At 72.0% G+C, this 20,941-nt stretch carries 22 protein-coding genes; 10 read left to right on the top strand and 12 right to left on the bottom strand.

Going from position 1 to position 20,941, the window contains the following annotated elements; translation table 11 throughout:
* Nucleotides 1-5 precede the first annotated feature (5 nt).
* The gene (locus F7R91_RS26725) at nucleotides 6-734 is read right to left on the bottom strand and encodes a ZIP family metal transporter (RefSeq protein WP_150952075.1); all 729 of its coding nucleotides are present in this window, start codon (nucleotides 732-734) and stop codon (nucleotides 6-8) included.
* 94 nt (nucleotides 735-828) lie between these two features.
* Here F7R91_RS26725 and cobM point away from each other — a divergent pair, with 94 nt between their 5' ends.
* From cobM to cobC, 6 genes are read left to right on the top strand one after another with little or no spacing between them, the layout of a single operon-like run.
* A complete protein-coding gene (cobM, locus tag F7R91_RS26730; RefSeq protein ID WP_150952078.1) occupies nucleotides 829-1,647 on the top strand; it encodes a precorrin-4 C(11)-methyltransferase in 819 nt (272 codons plus the stop codon).
* A complete protein-coding gene (cbiE, locus tag F7R91_RS26735) occupies nucleotides 1,644-2,885 on the top strand; it encodes a precorrin-6y C5,15-methyltransferase (decarboxylating) subunit CbiE (protein ID WP_150952082.1) in 1,242 nt (413 codons plus the stop codon). Before cobM ends, cbiE begins: the two co-directional genes overlap by 4 nt.
* Complete coding sequence (gene cobJ / locus F7R91_RS26740; protein ID WP_150952085.1) at nucleotides 2,882-4,576, top strand: precorrin-3B C(17)-methyltransferase; 1,695 nt, start codon at nucleotides 2,882-2,884, stop codon at nucleotides 4,574-4,576. Before cbiE ends, cobJ begins: the two co-directional genes overlap by 4 nt.
* Nucleotides 4,573-5,163: a precorrin-8X methylmutase gene (locus F7R91_RS26745; protein ID WP_150952088.1), complete on the top strand. Its 591-nt coding sequence runs from the start codon at nucleotides 4,573-4,575 to the stop codon at nucleotides 5,161-5,163. The genes cobJ and F7R91_RS26745 overlap by 4 nt, the downstream gene beginning before the upstream one ends.
* Nucleotides 5,160-6,092, top strand: coding sequence for a sirohydrochlorin chelatase (locus tag F7R91_RS26750; protein WP_150952091.1), 933 nt, complete (start codon nucleotides 5,160-5,162; stop codon nucleotides 6,090-6,092). The genes F7R91_RS26745 and F7R91_RS26750 overlap by 4 nt, the downstream gene beginning before the upstream one ends.
* The gene (gene cobC / locus F7R91_RS26755; RefSeq protein ID WP_150952094.1) at nucleotides 6,082-7,143 is read left to right on the top strand and encodes an Rv2231c family pyridoxal phosphate-dependent protein CobC; all 1,062 of its coding nucleotides are present in this window, start codon (nucleotides 6,082-6,084) and stop codon (nucleotides 7,141-7,143) included. Before F7R91_RS26750 ends, cobC begins: the two co-directional genes overlap by 11 nt.
* A gap of 126 nt (nucleotides 7,144-7,269) precedes the next feature.
* Here cobC and F7R91_RS26760 read toward each other — a convergent pair whose 3' ends face one another.
* From F7R91_RS26760 to F7R91_RS26775, 4 genes are read right to left on the bottom strand one after another with little or no spacing between them, the layout of a single operon-like run.
* Complete coding sequence (locus tag F7R91_RS26760) at nucleotides 7,270-8,361, bottom strand: amidohydrolase family protein (protein ID WP_150952097.1); 1,092 nt, start codon at nucleotides 8,359-8,361, stop codon at nucleotides 7,270-7,272.
* A gap of 31 nt (nucleotides 8,362-8,392) precedes the next feature.
* On the bottom strand, nucleotides 8,393-9,187 hold the full coding sequence (locus tag F7R91_RS26765) for an amino acid ABC transporter ATP-binding protein (RefSeq protein WP_150952100.1): 795 nt from the start codon (nucleotides 9,185-9,187) through the stop codon (nucleotides 8,393-8,395).
* Nucleotides 9,184-10,017 carry an amino acid ABC transporter permease gene (locus tag F7R91_RS26770; RefSeq protein ID WP_150952102.1) on the bottom strand — a complete coding sequence of 278 codons (834 nt, stop codon included), beginning with the start codon at nucleotides 10,015-10,017 and terminating at the stop codon, nucleotides 9,184-9,186. The genes F7R91_RS26765 and F7R91_RS26770 overlap by 4 nt, the downstream gene beginning before the upstream one ends.
* Nucleotides 10,018-10,021: 4 nt before the next feature.
* Complete coding sequence (locus tag F7R91_RS26775) at nucleotides 10,022-10,873, bottom strand: ABC transporter substrate-binding protein (RefSeq protein WP_150952105.1); 852 nt, start codon at nucleotides 10,871-10,873, stop codon at nucleotides 10,022-10,024.
* A gap of 502 nt (nucleotides 10,874-11,375) precedes the next feature.
* On the opposite strand from F7R91_RS26775, the gene ectA reads away from it, so the two are divergent.
* The 4 genes from ectA to thpD are packed head-to-tail and all read left to right on the top strand — an operon-like array spanning nucleotide 11,376 to nucleotide 14,516.
* Nucleotides 11,376-11,894, top strand: a complete 519-nt coding sequence (ectA, locus tag F7R91_RS26780) for a diaminobutyrate acetyltransferase (RefSeq protein WP_150952109.1) — start codon at nucleotides 11,376-11,378, stop codon at nucleotides 11,892-11,894.
* Nucleotides 11,895-11,921: 27 nt separating this feature from the next.
* A complete protein-coding gene (gene ectB, locus F7R91_RS26785) occupies nucleotides 11,922-13,193 on the top strand; it encodes a diaminobutyrate--2-oxoglutarate transaminase (RefSeq protein ID WP_150952111.1) in 1,272 nt (423 codons plus the stop codon).
* 20 nt (nucleotides 13,194-13,213) lie between these two features.
* A complete protein-coding gene (locus F7R91_RS26790; protein WP_150952114.1) occupies nucleotides 13,214-13,618 on the top strand; it encodes an ectoine synthase in 405 nt (134 codons plus the stop codon).
* Nucleotides 13,619-13,625: 7 nt separating this feature from the next.
* Complete coding sequence (gene thpD / locus F7R91_RS26795) at nucleotides 13,626-14,516, top strand: ectoine hydroxylase (protein ID WP_150952116.1); 891 nt, start codon at nucleotides 13,626-13,628, stop codon at nucleotides 14,514-14,516.
* Nucleotides 14,517-14,552: 36 nt separating this feature from the next.
* On the opposite strand, the gene F7R91_RS26800 is transcribed toward thpD, so the two are convergent.
* The 7 genes from F7R91_RS26800 to F7R91_RS26830 form a co-directional block, all read right to left on the bottom strand.
* Complete coding sequence (locus F7R91_RS26800) at nucleotides 14,553-15,557, bottom strand: maleylpyruvate isomerase family mycothiol-dependent enzyme (RefSeq protein WP_150952119.1); 1,005 nt, start codon at nucleotides 15,555-15,557, stop codon at nucleotides 14,553-14,555.
* A 34-nt stretch (nucleotides 15,558-15,591) separates the two neighbouring features.
* Nucleotides 15,592-16,218, bottom strand: coding sequence for an RNA polymerase sigma factor (locus F7R91_RS26805; RefSeq protein ID WP_408056066.1), 627 nt, complete (start codon nucleotides 16,216-16,218; stop codon nucleotides 15,592-15,594).
* A 45-nt stretch (nucleotides 16,219-16,263) separates the two neighbouring features.
* The gene (locus F7R91_RS26810) at nucleotides 16,264-17,313 is read right to left on the bottom strand and encodes an aminotransferase class V-fold PLP-dependent enzyme (protein ID WP_150952122.1); all 1,050 of its coding nucleotides are present in this window, start codon (nucleotides 17,311-17,313) and stop codon (nucleotides 16,264-16,266) included.
* 96 nt (nucleotides 17,314-17,409) lie between these two features.
* On the bottom strand, nucleotides 17,410-18,126 hold the full coding sequence (locus F7R91_RS26815) for a DsbA family oxidoreductase (protein WP_150952125.1): 717 nt from the start codon (nucleotides 18,124-18,126) through the stop codon (nucleotides 17,410-17,412).
* 73 nt (nucleotides 18,127-18,199) lie between these two features.
* A complete protein-coding gene (locus F7R91_RS26820) occupies nucleotides 18,200-18,706 on the bottom strand; it encodes a GNAT family N-acetyltransferase (RefSeq protein ID WP_191971654.1) in 507 nt (168 codons plus the stop codon).
* 60 nt (nucleotides 18,707-18,766) lie between these two features.
* On the bottom strand, nucleotides 18,767-19,375 hold the full coding sequence (locus F7R91_RS26825; protein ID WP_150952128.1) for a DUF1349 domain-containing protein: 609 nt from the start codon (nucleotides 19,373-19,375) through the stop codon (nucleotides 18,767-18,769).
* Nucleotides 19,376-19,410: 35 nt separating this feature from the next.
* Entirely contained in the window at nucleotides 19,411-20,940 is a 1,530-nt protein-coding gene (locus F7R91_RS26830) for an aldehyde dehydrogenase (NADP(+)) (protein WP_150952130.1), read from the bottom strand.
* Between the last annotated feature and the right edge of the window lies 1 nt (nucleotide 20,941).

Genomic DNA, 20,941 nt, shown 5'->3' on the forward strand with positions numbered 1-20,941 from the left:
CCGGATCATCCGGACACGGCCACCACCAGCCAGATGAACGCCGCGCCCGCCACCGTGCACAGCACGGTCGAGCGGGCCGGATGCTCGTGGTGGGCCTCGGGCAGGATCTCGGCGGCGGCAAGGTAGAGCAGTGCGCCGCCGAAGAGGCCGAGATAGCCGCCGAGCAGCTGCTCCGGGATGGTGAGGAACACGGTCGAGGCCGCTCCGACGACCGGTGCCGCCGCGTCCGCGAACAGCATGGCGAGCGCCCTGCGGCGGGCGTTCCCGTACAGGCTCGTGATCGTGTACGTGTTGAACCCGTCGGCGAAGTCGTGGGCGATGACGGCGAGGGCGACCGCCGCGCCCATGCCGCCGTCCACCTGGAAGGCCGCGCCGATCGCCACGCCGTCCATGGCGCTGTGACCGACCATCGCGGCGGCCGCGGTCAGGCCCACCTCGGGCGCGCGACCGTCCACCTCCTCGGCGCCGTGCGCGGCCTGACGGTGGGCCAGCAGGCGTTCCACCAGATGGGCCAGCAGAAAGCCGGCCACGAACAGCAGCAGGGCCGCCGGTACGCCGAAGACCTCGGTGCCGGCCGCCACCAGCGCCTCCGGCAGCAGATCCAGGCCGACCACGCCCAGCATCAGGCCACCGGCCAGACCCAGGACCAGATGACGGCGGTCGGTCACCCGCTGTGCCGTCCAGCCGCCGGCCAGCGTCATCAGGAACGCGCCGAGCGCGACGAAGACCGCCATGTGCCCTTGCTATCGGATCGCACCCCGTTCCCGCACATCCGGCGTCAGCATCCGCACCACCCGTAAGACCTGTTGTCAGAGAGGACCGATTCCCATGGCCGATGCCCCCACCGGCAAGGTGACCTTCGTCGGTGCCGGCCCCGGCGCCGCCGATCTGCTGACGTTCCGTGCCGCGCGCGCGATCGCCGAGGCCGACGTCGTGATCTGGGCCGCGAGCCTGGTGCAGGCGGAGGTCCTCCAGCACGCGCGCGAGGACGCCGAGATCCTCGACTCGGCGGCCATGTCCCTGGAGGACGTCGTCGCCGTCTACCGGCGCGCCCGGGAGGAGGGCCTGCGCGTGGCGCGCATCCACTCCGGCGACCCGGCCCTGTGGGGCGGTACGCAGGAGCAGCTCGACCGGTGCGCGGAGATCGGCATCGGGACGGAGGTCGTCCCCGGTGTCTCCGCCTTCTCCGCCGTCGCGGCTCTCGCGCAGCGTGAGCTGACCATTCCCGAGGTGGCGCAGTCCGTGGTCCTCACCCGGCTCGGCGGCGGCAAGACGCCGATGCCGCCCGGTGAGGAGGTGCGTGAGTTCGCCCGGCACGGCACCACCATGGCGATCTTCCTGTCGGCCGCCCGCAGCGGGCAGCTGGTGCGGGAGCTGCTGGAGGGCGGCTATCCGACGGGCACCCCGGTCGTCGTCGCCTACCAGGCCACCTGGCCGGAGGAGCTGGTCGTGCGGTGCACGATCGGCACGCTGGAGGAGACGGTCAAGGAGCACAAGCTCTGGAAGCACACGCTGTTCCTGGTCGGCCCCGCGCTCGACGCGCAGGGCACCCGGTCGCACCTGTACCACCCCGGTCACTTCCACGGTTTCCGCAAGGCCGACCCCGAGGCCCGCAAGGCCCTGCGTGCCCGGGGCGCGAGCACATGATCATGGTCGTGGGCACGGGGACGGGCGCGGCGCCCGGCGAGGATGAGCTCGCCGGGGCCGAGCTCGTCGTCGGTGGCCGACGGCATCTGGACGCCGTACGGCTGCCGGAGGCCGCCGAGCGGATCGTGCTCGGGCCGCTGGCGCCCGCCCTCGACGCCATGGAGGAGTACGTCGAGAAGGACCGGCGCGTGATCGTGCTGGCGTCCGGGGATCCCGGATTCTTCGGGATCGTGCGGGCGCTGGCCGAACGGTTCGGTTCGCATCGGCTCGATGTCCGGCCGGGGGTGTCCTCCGTCGCCGCCGCGTTCGCGCGCCTCGGGCTGACCTGGGACGACGCGGTGGTGGTCAGCGCGCACGGACGGGAGCTGCGGACGGCCGTGAACGTCTGCCGGGCGCATCCCAAGGTCGCCGTGCTGACCGGGCCCGGCGCCGGGCCCGCCGAACTGGGCGCTGTGCTGGCCCGTACCGCTCCGGGGCGGCTGCTGGTCGTCGCGTCCGCGCTGGGCGACCCCGCGGGCGAGCGCGTGGAGCGGGTCTCTCCCGCCGAGGCCGCGGCCCGTGACTGGGGTACGGCGGTGAGTGTCGTCCTGTGCCTGGACGAGACGCGGATGCTCGGCCCCGTGCGGACGCTCGCGGGACCGGCCGTGGCGCCCGCCCGATGGGCCCTGGACGAGGGCGAGTTCACCCACCGGGACTCGATGATCACCAAGTTCGAGGTGCGGGCGCTGGCCCTGGCCCGGCTCGGACCGCGGCCGGGCGACCTGGTGTGGGACGTCGGCTCCGGCTCGGGTTCCGTGGCCGTGGAGTGCGCGCGTCTCGGCGCCGCCGTCAGCGCGGTCGAGAAGGCCGCGGACGGGGTGGAGCGGATCCGCGCCAACGCCGGTGCGCACGGCGTCGATGTGCACGTGGTGCACGGCACCGCGCCGGACGCGCTGGCCGGACTCGACGATCCCGACGCGGTGTTCGTCGGGGGCGGCGGGCGCGAGCTGCCCGACATCGTGACCGTGTGTGCGCGGCGGGCCCGGCGCGCCGTCGTCGTCGCCATGGCCGCGCTGGACCGGGTCCCGGCGGCGCGCTCCGCCCTGATGGACGCCGGTTTCGACTGCGACGGCGTGCTGTTGCAGTCGTCCCGCCTCTCTCCGCTGCCGGGGGACGTGACCCGGCTCGCGGCGACCAACCCCGTTTTTCTGCTGTGGGGCGTCAGGCCTCACGCCCGTACCGAAGGAGTTGCCCAGTGATCGGCCTCATTTCCGCCACCGCGGCGGGGGCGGCGGCGCGGGACCGGCTGGCCGCGGCGTGGCCGGACCGCACGCGTGTGTACGACGGGCCCGTGGGGGACGCCGTACGGGCCGCGTTCGCGGAGTGCGAGCAGCTCGTGTGCTTCCTCGCCACGGGAGCCGTGGTACGGCTGGTCGCGCCCCTGCTGGGCGACAAGGCGACCGACCCTGGTGTGGTGTGCGTCGACGAGGGCGGGCGGTTCGCCGTGTCGCTGGTGGGCGGGCATGGCGGCGGGGCCAATGAACTGGCCCTTGAGGTCGGCGAGTTGCTGGCCGCCGAGCCCGTGGTCACCACGGCGACGGACGCGGTCGGCGTGCCGGGCCTCGACACGCTGGGGCTGCCGGTGGAGGGGGATGTCGCGGGCGTGTCGCGGGCCCTGCTCGACGGGGAGCCGGTGGCGCTGAAGACGGAGGTGGCCTGGCCCCTGCCGGCGCTCCGGGCGGGCGCGGAGGGGTCGTACACGATCCGGCTGACGGACCGTCTCGTCGCGCCCGCCGAGCACGAGGTGCTGCTCCGGCCGCCCTCGCTCGTCGTCGGCGTCGGCGCTTCGAAGGGTGCCCCGGTCGAGGAAGTGCTCGACCTGATCGAGAGCTCGTTGCGTGAGGCCGCACTCTCCTCCAGGTCGGTCGCCGAGCTCGCGACTGTCGACGCCAAGGCCGGGGAGCCGGGGATCGTGGAGGCTGCTCAGCGCCTCGGCGTCCCCCTGGTCACGTACTCCGCCGAGGAACTGGCCCGGATCGACGTCCCCCATCCCTCCGACGCCCCGCTCGCCGCCGTGGGCACCCCGTCCGTCGCCGAGGCCGCCGCGCTCATGGGCGGGGGCGAACTCCTCGTCCCCAAGCGGAAGTCGGCCGCCCGGCCCGCGATGGCGACCTGTGCGGTGGTCCGGCGTCCGGCGCGCGGCCGGCTCGCGGTGGTCGGACTCGGGCCGGGCGCCCGCGACCTGCTGACGCCCCGCGCGAAGGCGGAGCTGCGGCGCGCCTCCGTGCTCGTCGGGCTCGACCAGTACGTCGACCAGATCCGCGATCTGCTGCGGCCCGGCACCCGCATCCTGGAGTCGGGGCTCGGGGCCGAGGAGGAGCGGGCCCGGACCGCGGTCGCCGAGGCCCGCAACGGGCACGCGGTCGCGCTGATCGGCAGCGGGGACGCGGGCGTCTACGCCATGGCCTCGCCCGCGCTGGCCGAGGCCTCCGACGACATCGAGGTGATCGGGGTACCGGGCGTCACCGCCGCCCTCGCGGCCGGCGCGATCCTCGGTGCGCCGCTGGGCCACGACCATGTGTCGATCAGCCTGTCCGACCTGCACACGCCGTGGGAGGTCATCGAGCGGCGGGTGCGGGCAGCCGCGGAGGCGGACATCGTCGTGACGTTCTACAACCCGCGCAGCCGGGGCCGGGACTGGCAGCTGCCGAAGGCGCTCGCGATCCTCGCCGGGCACCGGGAGCCGGGGACGCCCGTCGGGGTCGTACGCAACGCCTCCCGGCCGGACGAGTCGAGCCGGCTGACGACCCTGGCCGCTCTGGACCCCGGGACGGTCGACATGATGACGGTCGTGACCGTGGGCAACACCGCGACCCGGAACATCGCGGGACGCATGGTGACGCCCCGCGGCTACCGCTGGCAGGAGACCGCGCAGGAGGAGACCGAGTGAACCGCGTCGTCCACCCGATCGAGCAGGAGTCCTTCCGGCGGCTGCGCGCCCGCCTCGACACCTCGCGCTTCCCGCCGCTGACCCGGGCGGTGGTGGAGCGGGTCATCCACTCCGCGGCCGACCTCGACTACGCGGCCGATCTCGTCATGGACGAGGCCGAGCTGGTCGAGGCGCACTCCGCCCTGCACGGCGGTGCGCCCGTGGTCGTCGACGTGGAGATGGTCGCGGCCGGCATCACCCGCCGGGACACCGTGTGCCGGCTCAAGGACGCCAGGTCCGGGCCGGGGCTGACCCGTTCGGCGCACGCGATCCGGCTCGCCTACGAGGAGGTCGGTCCCGGGGCCCTGTGGGTGATCGGCTGCGCACCCACCGCGCTGGAGGAACTCCTCGCCCTGGACGCCGCTCCGGCACTCGTCATCGGCCTGCCCGTCGGCTTCGTCGGGGCGGCCGAGTCCAAGGCCGCGCTGCGGGAGAGCGGACTGCCCGCCGTGAGCAACGTGTCCGAGAAGGGCGGTTCGGCGGTCGCCGCCGCCGCGCTCAACGCCCTGCTGTACCACCCCACTTCGCCTTCCGAGGAGCCATCGTGACCACCCCGCCGCCCGCCCTGCTCATCGCCGGCCACGGCACCCGGGACGACGCCGGGGCCGAGGCCTTCCGCGACTTCGTCCGCGAGCTGGGGCGCCGCCACCCCGAACTGCCCGTCGCGGGAGGCTTCATCGAGCTGTCCCCGCCGCCGCTGGGCGAGGCGGTGACCGAACTGGTGGAGCGGGGCGTACGACGGTTCGCCGCCGTACCGCTGATGCTGGTGTCCGCCGGACACGCCAAGGGGGACATCCCGGCGGCGCTGTCCCGCGAGAAGGAGCGCCACCCCGGCATCTCGTACACCTACGGGCGTCCGCTCGGCCCGCACCCCTCGCTGCTGTCGGTACTGGAGCGGCGGCTGGACGAGGCCCTCGGCGGTGTTGCGCGCACCCCCGACGACCGGGCCGATGTGATCGTGCTGCTGGTCGGGCGCGGGTCGACCGATCCCGACGCCAACGCCGAGGTGCACAAGGCGGCGCGGCTGCTGTGGGAGGGGCGCGGATACGCGGGCGTGGAGACGGCGTTCGTGTCGCTGGCGGCCCCGGACGTGCCGAGCGGCCTGGACCGGTGCGTGAAGCTGGGGGCGCGGCGGATCGTCGTCCTGCCGTACTTCCTGTTCACGGGCATCCTGCCGGACCGGGTCCGGCAGCAGACCGAGGGCTGGGCGCAGGCGCACCCGGAGGTCGAGGTACGGTCCGCGGACGTCATCGGTCCGGAGCCGGAGCTGCTCGACCTGGTGATGGAGCGCTATCGGGAGGCCGTCGACGGCGATCTGCGGATGAACTGCGACTCGTGCGTGTACCGGATCGCCCTGCCCGGCTTCGAGGAGAAGGTGGGGCTGCCGCAGCAGCCGCACTTCCACCCCGACGACGACGGTCACCACCACCACGGACACCACCACCACGGCGGGCACGCACACTCCCATGCGCACTGACGGGCACGATCTGCGGCACCACGGGGACTCCGAGGTGCGTGACGACGGCTCGGCACTGGTCGACCTGGCCGTGAACGTCCGCGCGGACACGCCTCCCGCGTGGCTGCGGGAGTCGATCGCCGCGTCGCTGGGCGAACTGGCCGCCTACCCGGACGGGCGCCGTGCGCGGGCCGCGGTGGCGGCGCGGCACGGGCTGCCGGCGGAGCGGGTGCTGCTGACGGCGGGCGCCGCCGAGGCGTTCGTGCTGCTCGCGCGGGCGCTGAAGGTCCGTCGGCCGCTGGTGGTGCACCCGCAGTTCACGGAGCCGGAGGCGGCGCTGCGGGACGCGGGCCACACGGTCGACCGGGTGCTGCTGCGGGAGGAGGACGGCTTCCGGCTGGACCCGGCGGCCGTCCCCGAGGACGCGGACCTGGTGGTGATCGGCAATCCGACGAACCCCACGTCCGTCCTGCACCCGGCCGCCTCGATCGCCGGGCTCGCCCGCCCCGGGCGGACGCTGGTGGTCGACGAGGCGTTCATGGACGCGGTGCCGGGTGAGCGGGAGGCCCTGGCCGGGCGGACGGACGTGCCCGGACTCGTCGTCCTGCGCAGCCTGACGAAGACATGGGGGCTGGCCGGGCTGCGCATCGGCTATGTGCTGGCGGCCCCGGAGACGATCGCGGATCTGGAGCGGGCCCAGCCGTTGTGGCCGGTGTCCACGCCGGCGCTGACTGCGGCCGAGGCGTGTGTGGGGCCGCGGGCGCTGGCGGAGGCCGCGCACGCGGCGCACCGCATCGCGGCGGACCGGGCCCATCTCGTCGCCGGGCTCGCCGAGTTCGCCTCGTCCGGGCTGCGGGTCGTGGAGCCCGCGGAAGGCCCGTTCGTGCTGGTCCGGCTGCCGGGGGCCGCCGCGGTACGTCGGCATCTGCGCGACCTCGGCTATGCGGTCCGGCGAGGAGACACGTTTCCCGGGCTGAACGAGGAGTGGCTACGGCTCGCGGTGCGGGACCGGGCGACGGTGAACGGGTTCCTGCGGGCGCTGAACGGAGCGATGGCACAGGCACACGGCTGAACGCCAATCCAGCCCGTCCGGCGTTTGAGGACGAGGCCCGTTCAGGGCCGAAGCGGGGGTCTGGGGGCGGAGCCCCCAGGGACGGGACGGGTAGGGGCGGCGGGGGCGAAAACCCTTGAGCGCCCGCTAGCCGACGATCCGCCCGTTCAGCACCACCCGTCGCGGCGCAGCCAGGACCCGTACATCGGCCCGCGGGTCGCTCTCGTACACGACGAGGTCCGCCGGTGCCCCCTCGTCCAGACCGGGCCGGCCCAGCCACCGCCGCGCGCCCCACGTCGTCGCCGACAGGGCCTCGGTCGCGGGGATGCCTGCCGCCACCAGTTCGGCGACCTCCCCCGCCACCAGACCGTGCGCGAGCGAGCCCCCGGCGTCGGTGCCGACGTAGACCGGGATACCCGCGTCGTACGCGGAGCGCACCGTGTCGTAGCGGGTCTCGTGGAGCCGCCGCATATGGGCCGACCAGCGCGGGTACCGGGACTCGCCGCCGTCCGCGAGCCTCGGGAACGTCGCGATGTTGACCAGCGTCGGGACGATGGCGACGCCGCGTGAGGCGAACAGCGGGATCAGGTCCTGCGTGAGGCCCGTCGCATGCTCGATGCAGTCGATGCCCGCCTCGACCAGATCCCGCAGCGACTCCTCGGCGAAGCAGTGCGCCGTCACCCGCGCGCCCAGCCGGTGCGCCTCGGTGATCGCCGCCTCGACCGCGTCCCGCGGCCAGCAGGCGGACAGGTCGCCCAGGTCCCGGTCGATCCAGTCGCCGACCAGCTTGACCCAGCCGTCACCGCGTCGGGCTTCCTGGGCGACGTAGGCGACGAGTTCGTCCGGCTCGATCTCATGCGCGTAGTTGCGCATGTAGCGGCGGGTCCGGGCGATGTGGCGGCCGGCACGGATGATCTTCGGCAGGTCCTCGCGGTCGTCGACCCAGCGGGTGTCGGAGGGCGAGCCCGCGTCGCGGATGAGCAGGGTGCCGGCCTCGCGGTCGGTCAGCGCCTGCTTCTCGGCGACGTCCGCGTCGACGGGGCCGTGGGCACCGAGGCCCACATGGCAGTGGGCGTCGACGAGGCCGGGCAGGGCCCAGCCCTCGACGGTGGGGATGTCGCGGGCGCCGGCGGGACGGTCGTAGGAGATCCGGCCGTCGATGACCCACAGCTCGTCCCGGACGTCGTCGGGACCGACGAGGACCCGGCCCTTCACGTGCAGCACCGCGTGATCGCTCATGTACCGCACCCTAGTCAACCCGGATCCCGCGCTACCGGTCGGCCTTGCCCACCCGGTCCGACGTCTCCTCCTCCACCTCCGCCATCGCGGGGTCGAGGAGGCGGGAGAGGAAGTGCCGGGTGCGTTCGTGGCGGGGGTTGCCGATGACCTGGCCGGGTGTGCCGTCCTCGACGATCACTCCGCCGTCCATGAAGACGACGCGGTCGGCGACCTCGCGGGCGAACGTCATCTCATGGGTGACGACCATCATCGTCATGCCCTCGTCGGCGAGCATGCGCATCACGGCGAGGACGTCGCCCACCAGCTCGGGGTCGAGCGCCGAGGTCGGCTCGTCGAACAGCATGACCTCGGGGCCCATCGCCAGCGCCCGGGCGATGGCGACGCGCTGCTGCTGGCCGCCGGAGAGGGAGGCGGGGTAGGCGTCCGCCTTCTCGGCGAGGCCCACCCGCTCAAGGTTCTCGGCGGCCACCCTCGCGGCCGTCGCCCTGTCGAGGCGGAGCACCCGGCGCTGCGGCAGCGTGAGGTTCTCGGTGACCGACAGGTGGGGAAAGAGGTTGAACTGCTGGAAGACCATGCCGATACGGCGGCGTACGGCGTCGATGTCGACGTCCGGGTCGGTCAGTTCGGTGCCGCCGACGAAGACCTGGCCCTTGGTGGGTTCCTCCAGGAGGTTCACACAGCGCAGCAGGGTCGACTTGCCGGAGCCGGACGGGCCGATGACGCACACGACCTCGCCCTGACCGATCTCCAGGTCGATGCCGCGCAGCACCTCGTTGTCGCCGAACGACTTGTGCAGGTCCTTGACCCGAATCTCCGGTCGGCTCATTTCACGGCCTCCTGGGCCTTCGCCTCCATACGCCGCACGACGAGGCCGAGCGGGATCGTGACCAGCAGATAGCACAGGCCGGCGACCAGGATCGGCGTGGAGTTGGCGGTCGTACTGGCCAGGTCACGGCCGTACTTGGACAGTTCGCGTTCCTCCAGGGTGACGCCGAGGAACAGCACCAGCGAGGAGTCCTTGAACAGCAGGACCAGTTCGTTGGTGAGCGGCGGGAGGATGATCCGGAACGCCTGCGGGATGATGATCGAGACCATCGCCCGCGCGGGCGAGAAGCCCAGCGAACGGGCCGCCTCCACCTGCCCCTTGGGCACGGCCTGGATGCCCGCGCGGATGGTCTCCGCCATGTAGGCGGCGGCCACCAGGCCGAGCGCGAGGGCGACCTTGCCGTAGGTGCCGCCGACGATCTCGGTGCCGGGGAAGGCCAGCGGTACGGCCACGCCGATGAAGATGAAGATCAGCAGGGCGGGCAGACCGCGGAAGATCTCGATGTACACGCCGGCGAGCCACCGGTAGGGGCCCACGGACGACAGTCGCATCAGCGCGATGACCATGCCGAGGGCCAGTCCGACGGCGAAGCCGGACACCGTGTACAGCACGGTGTTCTTCAGCGCCAGCGTGATGACGTCCGGGAACATCTGCCGGGCGATGTCCGCCTGGGCGAACTGGTTCTGCAGCCGGTCCCAGTCGGCCGTGACCGCGAAGGCGATCACGGCGGCGACGAAGACGGCGTACTGGACGCCGCGCGACAGCCTGCGCTTCTGACGTCTGGTCAGGCCCGTTTTCCTGGGCTGGACGGGTGCGTCTGTGGAGGCCATGGGATCAGGATGCCGCGGGCGAGGCCGCGGCCTGGTCGTACGGGCCGATCCACTGCTCGTACAGCTTCTTGTAGGTGCCGTCGGCCTTCGCGTCCGCGAGCGCCTTGTTGATGGCGGCGCGCAGCTCGGTGTTGCCCTTCTTCACCGTGAAGCCGTACTGCTCACCGGTGTTGATGTTGTCGGCGACCTCGAAGGCGTCCGCGTTGGCCTTGTCCTTGAGCCAGCCCTGGACGACCGGGTAGTCGATGACGACGGCCTTGACCTGGCCGGAGCGCAGTCCGTTGAGGACCGCGTCGGAGGACTCGAAGGAGACGGGGTCGAAGCCCTGGCTCTTGGCGTAGTCCTCGCCGGTGGTCTGCGCCTGGGCGCCGAGCTTCGCGCCCTTGGTCTTGACGTCGGCCAGCGAGGTGATGCCACTCTTCTTGTCGACGAGGACGGCCTGGGTGGCGTCGAAGTACGGGTCCGAGAAGTCGACGTTCTTCTTGCGCTCCTCGGTGATGGTCATGCCGGCCGCGGCCAGGTCGCACGCGCCGGAGTTGAGGAACGCACCGGTCTTGAAGTTCTCGAAGGGCGTGTCGAGGATCTCCTGCTGCACGCCCAGGTCCTTGGCGACGAGGTCGATGAGGGCGACGTCGAAGCCCTGCACCTTGCCGTCGATCTCCGACTGGAAGGGCGGGTACGGCAGGTGGGTGCAGGTGGTGAGCTGACCGGCCTTGACGAGCTCGACTCCGCCGGCGGCGGTCTTCGAGCCGCTGCCGCCGTCGTCGCTGGACGTACAGGCGGCCACGAGCACCAGCGCCGCCGTCGCGGTGGTGGCGGCCAGAATGCGGGTCCGGCGCCCGAGGTGCGTGTTCACGGAGAGCCTCCTGTGTGGGAACTATGGGTTCCGATTATAAGGAGAGGTTTGGGTCTCTCAAACCAAACCGATGGCTACGAGGCCCTCCGGCCTAAGAAGTCGCATCCGGGGGCTCCGCAGCGGGGGCGGCCCGGCACGGGGTGCCGGACCGGCCGCGAAGGGCCCGCCGTCGACCCGCCGGCGGCTCGCAGCCCAATTCGGAATTAATTTCCGGAATTCTTTCCGGGGTAGTCGCCCGTTTTCTTCTGCCCGCTTTCCCTCACCCTAAACGCAAAGATTCCGCGACCGTCGACCGGTGTATTTCGGGCAGATCTCATGAGGATTACATGGCTGTGATGCGTTACACACCGAGACCGGTTCGCCCGTTATATGCCGGACAAACCGCCAGCTTTGACACCGCCCTCGCGCGATCACCCGCGCCCGCGCGATAACACACCAGCCGACCGCACGTAACCCTGTTCGGCGATGCAATTTGGAATTTCCCTCGGTAAATTCAATTCGCATGACTGCCGCACAAGCAGACCTGCAGATCGACCGCCCGATGGTGGCGGACGGAGCCGCACTGTGGCGGATAGCCAGGGACTCCGAGGCCCTCGACCTGAACTCGTCGTACAGCTATCTGCTGTGGTGCCGCGACTTCGCCGCCACCTCGGCCGTCGCGCGTGACGAGCGCGGCGAGCCGGTGGGCTTCGTCACCGGTTACGTACGACCGGACCGCCCGGGGACGCTGCTCGTGTGGCAGGTCGCAGTGGACTCGGCGCACCGCGGGCGCGGGCTCGCCGCCGCGCTGCTGGACGGCCTGGCGCTGCGGACCGCCGCCGAGCGCGGGCTCACCGCCGTGGAGACCACCATCACACCCGGCAACACCGCCTCCGAGCGGTTGTTCACCTCGTTCGCCGAGCGCCACGGCGCCCGGGTGGAGCGCGAGGTGCTCTTCGATGCGGGTCAGTTCCCGGACGGGCCGCACGACCCCGAGGTGCTGTACCGCATCGGTCCCCTTTCTCTCACTCCCTCTGCCTGACCCCCACGCAACGAGGAGCGTTTCGTCGTGACCATCACCCAGCCCGACCTCAGCGTCTTCGAGACCCTGGAGTCCGAGGTACGCAGCTACTGCCGCGGCTGGCCCACCGTCTTCGACCGTGCGCAGGGCAGCCGTCTGCACGACGAGGACGGCCACGAGTACCTGGACTTCTTCGCGGGCGCGGGCTCCCTGAACTACGGGCACAACAACCCCGTCCTCAAACGCGCGTTGATCGACTACCTGGAGCGGGACGGTGTCACGCACGGGCTCGACATGTCGACCACCGCCAAGCGCGGCTTCCTGGAGTCCTTCCAGAACCTGGTGCTGCGGCCGCGCGACCTGCCGTACAAGGTCATGTTCCCGGGACCGACGGGCACCAACGCCGTGGAATCCGCGCTGAAGCTGGCGCGGAAGGTGAAGGGGCGCGAGGCGATCGTCTCGTTCACCAACGCCTTCCACGGCATGTCGCTCGGCTCGCTGGCCGTGACGGGCAACGCCTTCAAGCGGGCCGGCGCCGGGATACCGCTGGTGCACGGCACGCCCATGCCGTTCGACAACTACTTCGACGGCACGGTCCCCGACTTCCTCTGGTTCGAGCGCCTGCTGGAGGACCAGGGATCCGGGCTCAACAAGCCGGCCGCCGTGATCGTGGAGACCGTGCAGGGCGAGGGTGGCATCAATGTCGCGCGCCCGGAGTGGCTGCGCGCGCTCGCCGGACTGTGCGAGCGCCAGGACATGCTGCTGATCGTCGACGACATCCAGATGGGATGCGGGCGCACCGGGGCCTTCTTCTCCTTCGAGGAGGCCGGGATCGTGCCCGACATCGTCACCGTGTCCAAGTCGATCAGCGGATACGGCCTTCCCATGTCGCTGTGCCTGTTCAAGCCGGAGCTGGACATCTGGGAGCCGGGCGAGCACAACGGCACCTTCCGCGGCAACAACCCCGCCTTCGTCACGGCCACCGCGGCCCTGGAGGCCTACTGGACCGACGGGTCCGCGATGGAGAAGCAGACCCGGACCCGCGGCGAGCAGATCGAGCAGGCGCTGATCTCCGTCACCGAGGAGAACCTCGCCGACGTCAAGGAGTACCGCGGCCGGGGTCTGGTGTGGGGCCTGGAGTTCCACGACAAGGCCCGGGCCGAGCGGGTCGCGCGGCGCGCCTTCGAGCTGGGGCTGCTCATCGAGACCTCCGGCCCGGAGAGCGAGGTCGTCAAGCTGCTGCCCGCCCTCACCATCACACCCGACGAGCTGGACGAGGGGCTGCGCGTCCTCGCCCGTGCCGTCCGGGAATCCGCCTAGCCAGGAGGAAGTGCACCACCGTGATCGTCCGTTCGTTCAAGGACATCGAAGGCACCGACCGGCATGTGAAGGCCGCATCCGGCACCTGGGAGAGCAAACGCATCGTGCTCGCCAAGGAGCGGGTCGGCTTCTCCCTCCACGAGACGGTCCTGTACGCCGGTACGGAGACGTCCATGTGGTACGCGAACCACATGGAGGCCGTCGTCTGCGTCGAGGGCGAGGCCGAACTCACCGACGACGAGACCGGGCAGAAGTACACGATCACGCCCGGGACCATGTACCTCCTCGACGGGCACGAGCGGCACACGATGCGGATCAAGGAGGACTTCCGCTGCATCTGTGTCTTCAACCCGCCCGTGACCGGACGGGAGGACCACGACGAGAACGGCGTCTACCCCGTGCTCACCGAACCCGAGGAGGTGTGACATCACCATGACCACCACCGTCACCGATCTCTACCCCAGCCGCGGCGCCACCGAGGTGTCCGTCCCCCGCCAGGACCCGGTCGTCTGGGGTGCCCCCGACACACCCGGCCCCGTCCCGGCCGCCGACCTGCAGGCGTACGAGCGCGACGGCTTCCTCGCCGTCGAGCAGCTCATCACGGCTGCCGAAGTCGCCGTGTACCACCAGGAGCTGGAGCGGCTCGTCACGGATCCCGCCGTGCGCGCCGACGAACGGTCGATCATCGAGCCGAAGTCCAAGGAGATCCGCTCCGTCTTCGAAGTGCACCGGATCAGCGAGGTGTTCGCCTCCCTGGTGCGCGACGAGCGGGTCGTCGGGCGGGCCCGGCAGATCCTCGGCTCGGACGTGTACGTCCACCAGTCGCGGATCAACGTCAAGCCGGGCTTCGGGGCCAGCGGCTTCTACTGGCACTCGGACTTCGAGACCTGGCACGCCGAGGACGGTCTGCCGAACATGCGGACGGTGTCCGTCTCGATCGCGCTGACCGAGAACCACGACACCAACGGCGGGCTCATGATCATGCCCGGCTCGCACCGCACGTTCCTCGGATGTGCGGGGGCCACGCCGAAGGACAACTACAAGCAGTCGCTCCAGATGCAGGACGCGGGCACGCCGTCGGACGAGGCCCTGACGGCGATGGCCGGCGAGTACGGCATCAAGCTGTTCACGGGGAAGGCCGGTTCGGCGACCTGGTTCGACTGCAACTGCATGCACGGCTCCGGGGACAACATCACCCCGTTCCCGCGCAGCAACGTGTTCATCGTGTTCAACAGCGTGGAGAACGCGGCGGTGGAGCCGTTCGCGGCACCGGTGCGCCGACCGGAGTTCATCGGGGCACGGGACTTCACGCCCGTGGGGTGAGTACTGGTCCGGGCGGCGTCATCGGCGATGGGTGTTTCACAGCCACGCCAGTGACGCCGCCCGTTCCAGTACGTTCCGTACGGCGTCCTCGTCACCGGTGGCCCCGCGCGGGACCTCGTCGGGCGAGTACCGGCCGCCGACCAGAAGGCAGAAGTCGACCGGGTCCAGGGTGAGTTCCGCCTGTACGGGCTCGTCCGCGGAGCCCAGCACCCACTCCTGGCCGCCGGTGACCGCGAACAGCACCGGCGGGGCGGCGGGCCCGAGGGCCGCGCCGAGGATGCGGACGGCCAGGCGGACCAGCTGCTCCAGGTGCTCCTCGGGCGGCGGCGGGACGGTCAGTCCCAGGGCACGGCCGATGTCGTCGCTGTGGATCCACACCTCGAAGGCGCGCACCACGAAGTGGTCGGCGACCGGCAGCCGTACCCCCATGAGCGTCACCGCGCGCGCGGCGAGCACCGGATCGCGGGCCTCGGGCGTGGCCAGCAGCGCGCCCGCCTGCGCGGCCCAGTCGGCGACGGTCTCCTCGCAGCTGCGGCCGTGCTCCTGAGCGATGACTTCGGCGGTCCGCCGGTTCCAGGCCGCCTCCCATCCCTCACCGTCCGTGACCGGGGCGGGTGGCACCCGTCCGCCGGCGCCCAGCTGCCCGGCGAGCGGCTCGTCGGCGGCGATGAGGTGGGCGACGGTCGCGTGCACGTCCCAGTCGTGCACGACGGGGGTGCCCCAGCGGCCGTCCGCCTCAAGCAGCAGTGCCTTCAGGCCGGCTACGGCGGCGGCGTAGGGGGCCGCGTGCGCGGCCACGCGGGGGGCGGCGGGGCGGGCGCGCAGGGCGAAGGACACCGCGCCGTCGCCGATGTGTGACCGCCCGCCGTTCTCCGGCGGCCCCTCCAGCTGCCGTACCGTCTCGCGCAGCCGGGCCGCCTCCGCGGCGCAGCTCTCGCACTCGGCGAGATGCGGCGGGACCGTCTTCTCCTCGGCGGGCGACAGCGCCCCGAAGGCCCAGGCGGCCAGCAGCTCCCGTACGACCTCGTGGTCGTCGCTCACGGCGCACCGCCTCCTTTCCCGGGTCCTCTCGCCATCATGCGCCCTTTTCCCACGCGGGGTCGGGCGGGTCGGGCACTTCCGCCAGGGTCGCGGCCAAATTGCGCAGGGCGGTGCGCAGCCGGGTCTTGGCGGTGCCCTCCGGGATGCCGAGTTCGACGGCGGCCTGCCGGTAGGTGCGGCCCGCGAAGTAGGCCAGGTGCACCACCTCCCGCTGCGGCTGCGGGAGTTCGGCGAGGGCCGAGTGCAGCAGCAGGGAGCGTTCCCGGTCGACGACCGTCTGGTCGGGGCCGGGAGAGGCGTCCGGGATGGCGTGCAGCGCGCAGTCGTCGGCGCGGGCGTCCTTGCGGTGCCGGGCCTCGCTGCGCACCCAGTCCACGGCCCGCCGGTGGGCGAGCATGGACAGCCAGGTGCGCAGCGAGCCGCGGCGCGCGTCGAAGGCGTACGGTCTGCTCCACAGCTGGGCGAAGACCTCCTGCGCCACGTCCTCGGCGGCGGCCGGGCTGCGGGTGACGCGCGCGGCGACTGCCCGCACCAGTCCTCCGTACGCCGTGTACGCCTCGGCCAGCGCGGACTCGTCGCCGTACACCAGCCGCCGGTGCAGTTCCGCGTCGGCGGGCGGATGTACGGACGTCCTGCCCGTGGTCTCCACCGGCACCACCACCCCTGGTGCCCTTCCTAGCGTCCCCGCCGGGCCCGCGCCAGTGGTTCACGTGGACAGGACGTCCAGCAGCCGGTCGACGTCCTCGGGCGTGTTGTACAGATGGAAGGCGGCGCGCAGATTGCCCGCCCGGTCGGACACCTCGACTCCCGCCCTGCTCAGCCCGGGCTGCCGGTGGCCGAGTCCGGGCACGGAGACGATCGGCGAGCCGGGTGACGGGACCGGTTCTTGGCCAAGGCTGAGCAGACCGTTGCGGAAGCGGTCGGCCAGGGCGAGATCGTATTTACGTACGGCGTCCAGGCCGAGCTCCTCCAGCAGGGCGAGGGAGCGGCGGGCGCCGGCGTACGAGAAGAGAGCGGGGCTCTCGTCGAAACGCCGGGCGGAACGGGCGAGTTCCTCGACCGGGCCGTAGCAGGCGTCCCAGGGGCGCTCCCCCGCCACCCAGCCCGCGAACAGCGGGGTGATGCCGCCGAGGTCCTCGGGAACGGTCAGGAAGGCCACGCCGCGCGGGCAGAACAGCCACTTGAAGGCGACGGAGGCGACGTAGTCGTAGGCGCCCGCGTCGAAGTCCAGCCAGCCCGCGGCCTGGGACGCGTCGATGTAGGTACGCACCCCGTACTCGTGCGCGGCCGCCCGGATCGCGGGCAGGTCGGCGATCCGGCCGTCGGCGGACTGGGCGGCGCTGACGGCGACGAGCGCCGTGCCGGGCCGTACGGACTCGGCGATCCGCTCCAGTGGGACGGTGCGCACCTTGAGGTCGCCGCGGACGTGGAAGGGGTTCACCACCGAGCTGAAGTCGCCCTCGGCGGTGAGGACTTCGGCCCCCTCCCGCAGACCGGAGGCGATCAGCCCGCTGTAGACGGCGACCGAGGCCCCCGCCGCCACCCGGTCGACGGGCACATGGGTCAGCCGGGCGAAACTGGCGCGGCCGGCCTCCACGTCCGCGAACATGTCCGTGGGCTGCCCGGCGGCCGCCGCCTGGACGGCGATCCGCATGGCGTCCACGGTGCGGGCGGGCAGCAGCCCGGTGCTCGCGGTGTTCAGATAGGTGTTCTTCGGGGCGAACTCGGCACGGACGAGGCTCTCGAAGGTCTCCATGGGTCCACTGTGGGGCCCTGTGGACTCCCCGTCCATTGCTAATTTTTACGCGATTTCACCAAGGACTGCTTATAGATCCCCGACGACCTGCGCGTTTCAGTGCTGCGGCACCGCGCACCCGTCGGGGCCGCAGGCCTCGGCGCCGCCGTCCTCGACCAACTGCAGCGGCGGCCGCTCGCCCCATGCCTGGGTCAGCGCCTGCGTGAACACCTCGGCGGGCTGGGCGCCGGAGACGCCGTAGGTGCGGTCGAAAACGAAGAACGGCACGCCGCCCGCGCCCAGTTCCGCCGCCTCCCGCTCGTCGGCGCGGACCTCGTCCGCATAGGCGGCCGGGTCGGCGAGCACCTTGCGGGTGGCGTCGGCGTCCAGCCCGGCCTCGACGGCCAGCTCCACGAGGCGCTCGTCGCCCTCGGAGAACACCGACCGCTCCTCGGCGAAGTTCGCCCGGTACAGGATCTGGATCAGCTCGTCCTGCCGGCCCTGCTCCTTGGCGAAGTGCAGCAGTCGGTGCATGTCGAAGGTGTTGCCGTGGTCGCGCCCGCTCGTGCGGTACGCCAGGCCCTCGGCGGCGGCCTGCACACCCAGGTTCTCCTCGCCGGCCCGGGCCTGCGCCTCGCTCATGCCGTATTTCCGGGTGAGCATCGTGATCACCGGCTGGATGTCGCCCTTGGCGCGCCCGGGGTCCAGCTCGAAGGAGCGGTGCACCACCTCGACCTCGTCACGGTGCGCGAAGGCCTCCAGGGCCTTCTCGAAGCGGGCCTTGCCCACGTAGCACCAGGGACAGGCGATGTCCGACCAGATCTCGACGCGCATGCTCTCGGCTCTCCAGCTCGTACGGGTACGGAGGCGCTCTCCGTCAGGTACGTGAACGTTCAAGCAGCCGGGTTCATTCCGCGGTCACCGCATACCGCAGGTACAGGTGGTGATCCCCGCCGACGGGCGGGTTCTCCGGGTCGGGGACCCAGCCCTGGCGGGCGTAGAAGGCCTGGGCCCGCCGGTTGCCGACATGCACGTCGAGCACGGCCGTCCGCCGCCCGTCGGCCTGCCACTGCTCGACACAGGCCGTGTGCAGGGCCGTACCGACGCCGGTGCGCCAGTGGCCGGGGTCGACATGGAACTGGAACAGCTTGACCGTTTCCGCCGGGGCGGCCTGCGGGGTGCGGAAGGAGGCGATGCCCACGAGACGTCCGTCGCGCACCGCGCACAGGACCTGTCCGCCGGGGCGCTGGATGGCCTCGGTCCATCCGGCCGGCCAGTCGACGCCGTCGTCGGGCAGGCCGTCCGGGTAGTACGTGGAGCGGGCGCGCGCATGCAGCTCGGCGACCGCCGGGGCTTCCGCGCGCAGGGCGGTCCGGATCACCAGGGTCGCAACGGTCCGATGCGCTTTGATCATGCACCCGAGGACGTGCCCCGGACGGCCGTGGTTCCCCGCCCCGGACGTCAGCTTCCGTCGTCAGCTTCCGTCCCGCAGGTCCTTCGGCCAGTTCGGGCGGAACTCGATGTGGTCGTACGTCACGACACACCCCTCCCCCATCGGCGACTGCGTCATGAAACCGACCAGGGCGGCGCCGCTCTCCTTCTCGCCTCCCAGGGTGAACAGGCGGACGAACGTCCAGCGCTCACCGTCGCGGGAGGCGTGGCAGGCGAAGGCGCGGCCGGTGCGGCTGATCCGGAGCCAGACGGAACTGCCGTCCACGGTGAAGGAGTTGGCGTCGTCGGAGTGCCCCCGGGTGACCACCGTGCAGACGGTGGGCACCTCGGGGGAGTATTCCAGACAGAGCTTGGCCCAGGCCCGTTCGCCGACATGGACGTAGAGCACCCCGGCGTCGAAGGCCGCGGCGAACCCCACCGTGACCCGGGCGATCAGCTGGAAGTCCCCCTCGGGCGCACCGAGCAGCCGCGGCGCGTCGGAGGCCGGATCGAGCCCCTCGTCGGTGGGCGGCACAAACCGGTCCTGCCGGGGCCCGGCCCACCCGGTGAGCATCCCGTCCTCGTAGGACCAGTGCCCGTCGGGCCCATAGGTACGAAGAGCGAAGGGCAGTTCGGGAAGTTCGAGGTCCATCGAGTGAGTGTCTCAGGCCCGGGTGAGGTTTTGCGCTACCGCTCCAGCCGCCCGTTGAACCGCCGAGGCAGCCCCAGCGGATTCTCGTCGCGAAGCTCAGCCGGCAGCAGCGCCTCGGGCGCCCCCTGATACACAACGGGCCGCAACCACCGCTCGATCGCCGTACCCCCCACCGAAGTCGACGTGGACGTCGTGGCCGGGTACGGCCCACCGTGATGCTGCGCCGGAGCCACAGCCACCCCCGTCGGCCATCCATTCACCAGCACACGCCCTGCCAGCGGCGTGAGCTCGGCCAGAATCTCCGCTCCACGCCCCTCGCCGGCAGCCTCCTCCGCCGACAGATGAACCGTCGCGGTGAGATTGCCGGGCAGCCGGTCCAGGACACGCTTGACCTGAGCCTCGTCCGCATAGCGGGCCACGACGGTGACCGGCCCGAAGCACTCCTCCAGCAGCAGGTCGTACGCCCCCTCACCGGCCAGCTTCTCCGCAGCCACCGTGAGGAAGCCCGCGCTCACCGTGTGCTCGCTCCCCGCCCCCGGCGTCACCGGCGTCTCCACGTCGGGCAGTTCCGCCCGCTCGGCCACCCCGGCGATGAAGTTGTCCCGCATCCGGTGGTCGAGGAGCACCCCCGCCTCCGTGTCGCTCACCGCGTCCGTCAGGGACTTCACCAGCCGGTCGCCGGCCGCGCCCGCAGGGGCCAGCACCAGCCCGGGCTTCACACAGAACTGGCCGACGCCCAGCGTCATCGAACCCGCCAGCCCCTTGGCGATCGCCTCCGCCCGCTCGGCAGCGGCCGCCTCGGTGACGACCACGGGGTTGAGGGACCCGAGCTCGCCGTGGAACGGGATCGGCACCGGACGGGCCGCCGCCGCGTCGAACAGGGCCCGCCCGCCACGGACCGAACCGGTGAACCCGGCGGCGGCGACGAGGGGGTGCCTGATCAGCTCGATGCCCGCCTCGAGGCCGTGCACGAGGCCCACGACGCCCTCGGGGATGCCGTGCTCGGAGGCGGCCCGGCGCAGGACCACCGCGACCAGCTCGGACAGGGCCGGGTGGTCCGGGTGGGCCTTGACGACGACGGGGCAGCCTGCCCCGAACGCGCTCGCGGTGTCGCCGCCGGCGACGGAGAAGGCGAAGGGGAAGTTGGAGGCGGAGTAGACGGCGACGACGCCCAGCGGCACCTTGTAGCGCCGCAGGTCCGGGATCGGCGGGGTCGCGGTGTCGTCGGGGTGGTTGATGGCGACGTCGAGGAACGCGCCCTCGTCGACGATGTCCGCGAAGGCCCGCAACTGGTAGCAGGTGCGGGCGAGTTCACCGGTCAGCCGGACCGGACCGAGCGCGGTCTCGGCGTCGGCGGCCTCGACGAGCTGGTTCCTGGCCCCTTCCAGCCGGTCGGCGGCGGTGCGCAGGAACGCGGAGCGGACCGTGCGGTCGGCGAGCGCGCCGCGCGCGTCCTGCGCGGCGCGGACGGTGGTGTCCACCTCATGGGCTGTGGCCTCCACCGCAACCTGTTCGCGCTGCTTCCCGGTTCGTGGGTCGACACTCCAGACTGGTGCTGCTGCCACC

It is taken from the genome of Streptomyces luteolifulvus (genome assembly GCF_008806595.1).
In the GTDB taxonomy this organism is placed as follows: Bacteria; Actinomycetota; Actinomycetes; order Streptomycetales; family Streptomycetaceae; genus Streptomyces; species Streptomyces luteolifulvus.

Coding starts and splice junctions, on each gene's coding strand:
- F7R91_RS26725 (WP_150952075.1), bottom strand. CDS start 734: ATGGCGGTCTTCGTCGCGCTCGGCGCGTTCCTGATGACGCTGGCCGGC.
- cobM (WP_150952078.1), top strand. CDS start 829: ATGGCCGATGCCCCCACCGGCAAGGTGACCTTCGTCGGTGCCGGCCCC.
- cbiE (WP_150952082.1), top strand. CDS start 1,644: ATGATCATGGTCGTGGGCACGGGGACGGGCGCGGCGCCCGGCGAGGAT.
- cobC (WP_150952094.1), top strand. CDS start 6,082: ATGCGCACTGACGGGCACGATCTGCGGCACCACGGGGACTCCGAGGTG.
- F7R91_RS26760 (WP_150952097.1), bottom strand. CDS start 8,361: ATGAGCGATCACGCGGTGCTGCACGTGAAGGGCCGGGTCCTCGTCGGT.
- F7R91_RS26765 (WP_150952100.1), bottom strand. CDS start 9,187: ATGAGCCGACCGGAGATTCGGGTCAAGGACCTGCACAAGTCGTTCGGC.
- F7R91_RS26770 (WP_150952102.1), bottom strand. CDS start 10,017: ATGGCCTCCACAGACGCACCCGTCCAGCCCAGGAAAACGGGCCTGACC.
- ectA (WP_150952109.1), top strand. CDS start 11,376: ATGACTGCCGCACAAGCAGACCTGCAGATCGACCGCCCGATGGTGGCG.
- thpD (WP_150952116.1), top strand. CDS start 13,626: ATGACCACCACCGTCACCGATCTCTACCCCAGCCGCGGCGCCACCGAG.
- F7R91_RS26810 (WP_150952122.1), bottom strand. CDS start 17,313: ATGGAGACCTTCGAGAGCCTCGTCCGTGCCGAGTTCGCCCCGAAGAAC.
- F7R91_RS26815 (WP_150952125.1), bottom strand. CDS start 18,126: ATGCGCGTCGAGATCTGGTCGGACATCGCCTGTCCCTGGTGCTACGTG.
- F7R91_RS26820 (WP_191971654.1), bottom strand. CDS start 18,706: ATGATCAAAGCGCATCGGACCGTTGCGACCCTGGTGATCCGGACCGCC.
- F7R91_RS26825 (WP_150952128.1), bottom strand. CDS start 19,375: ATGGACCTCGAACTTCCCGAACTGCCCTTCGCTCTTCGTACCTATGGG.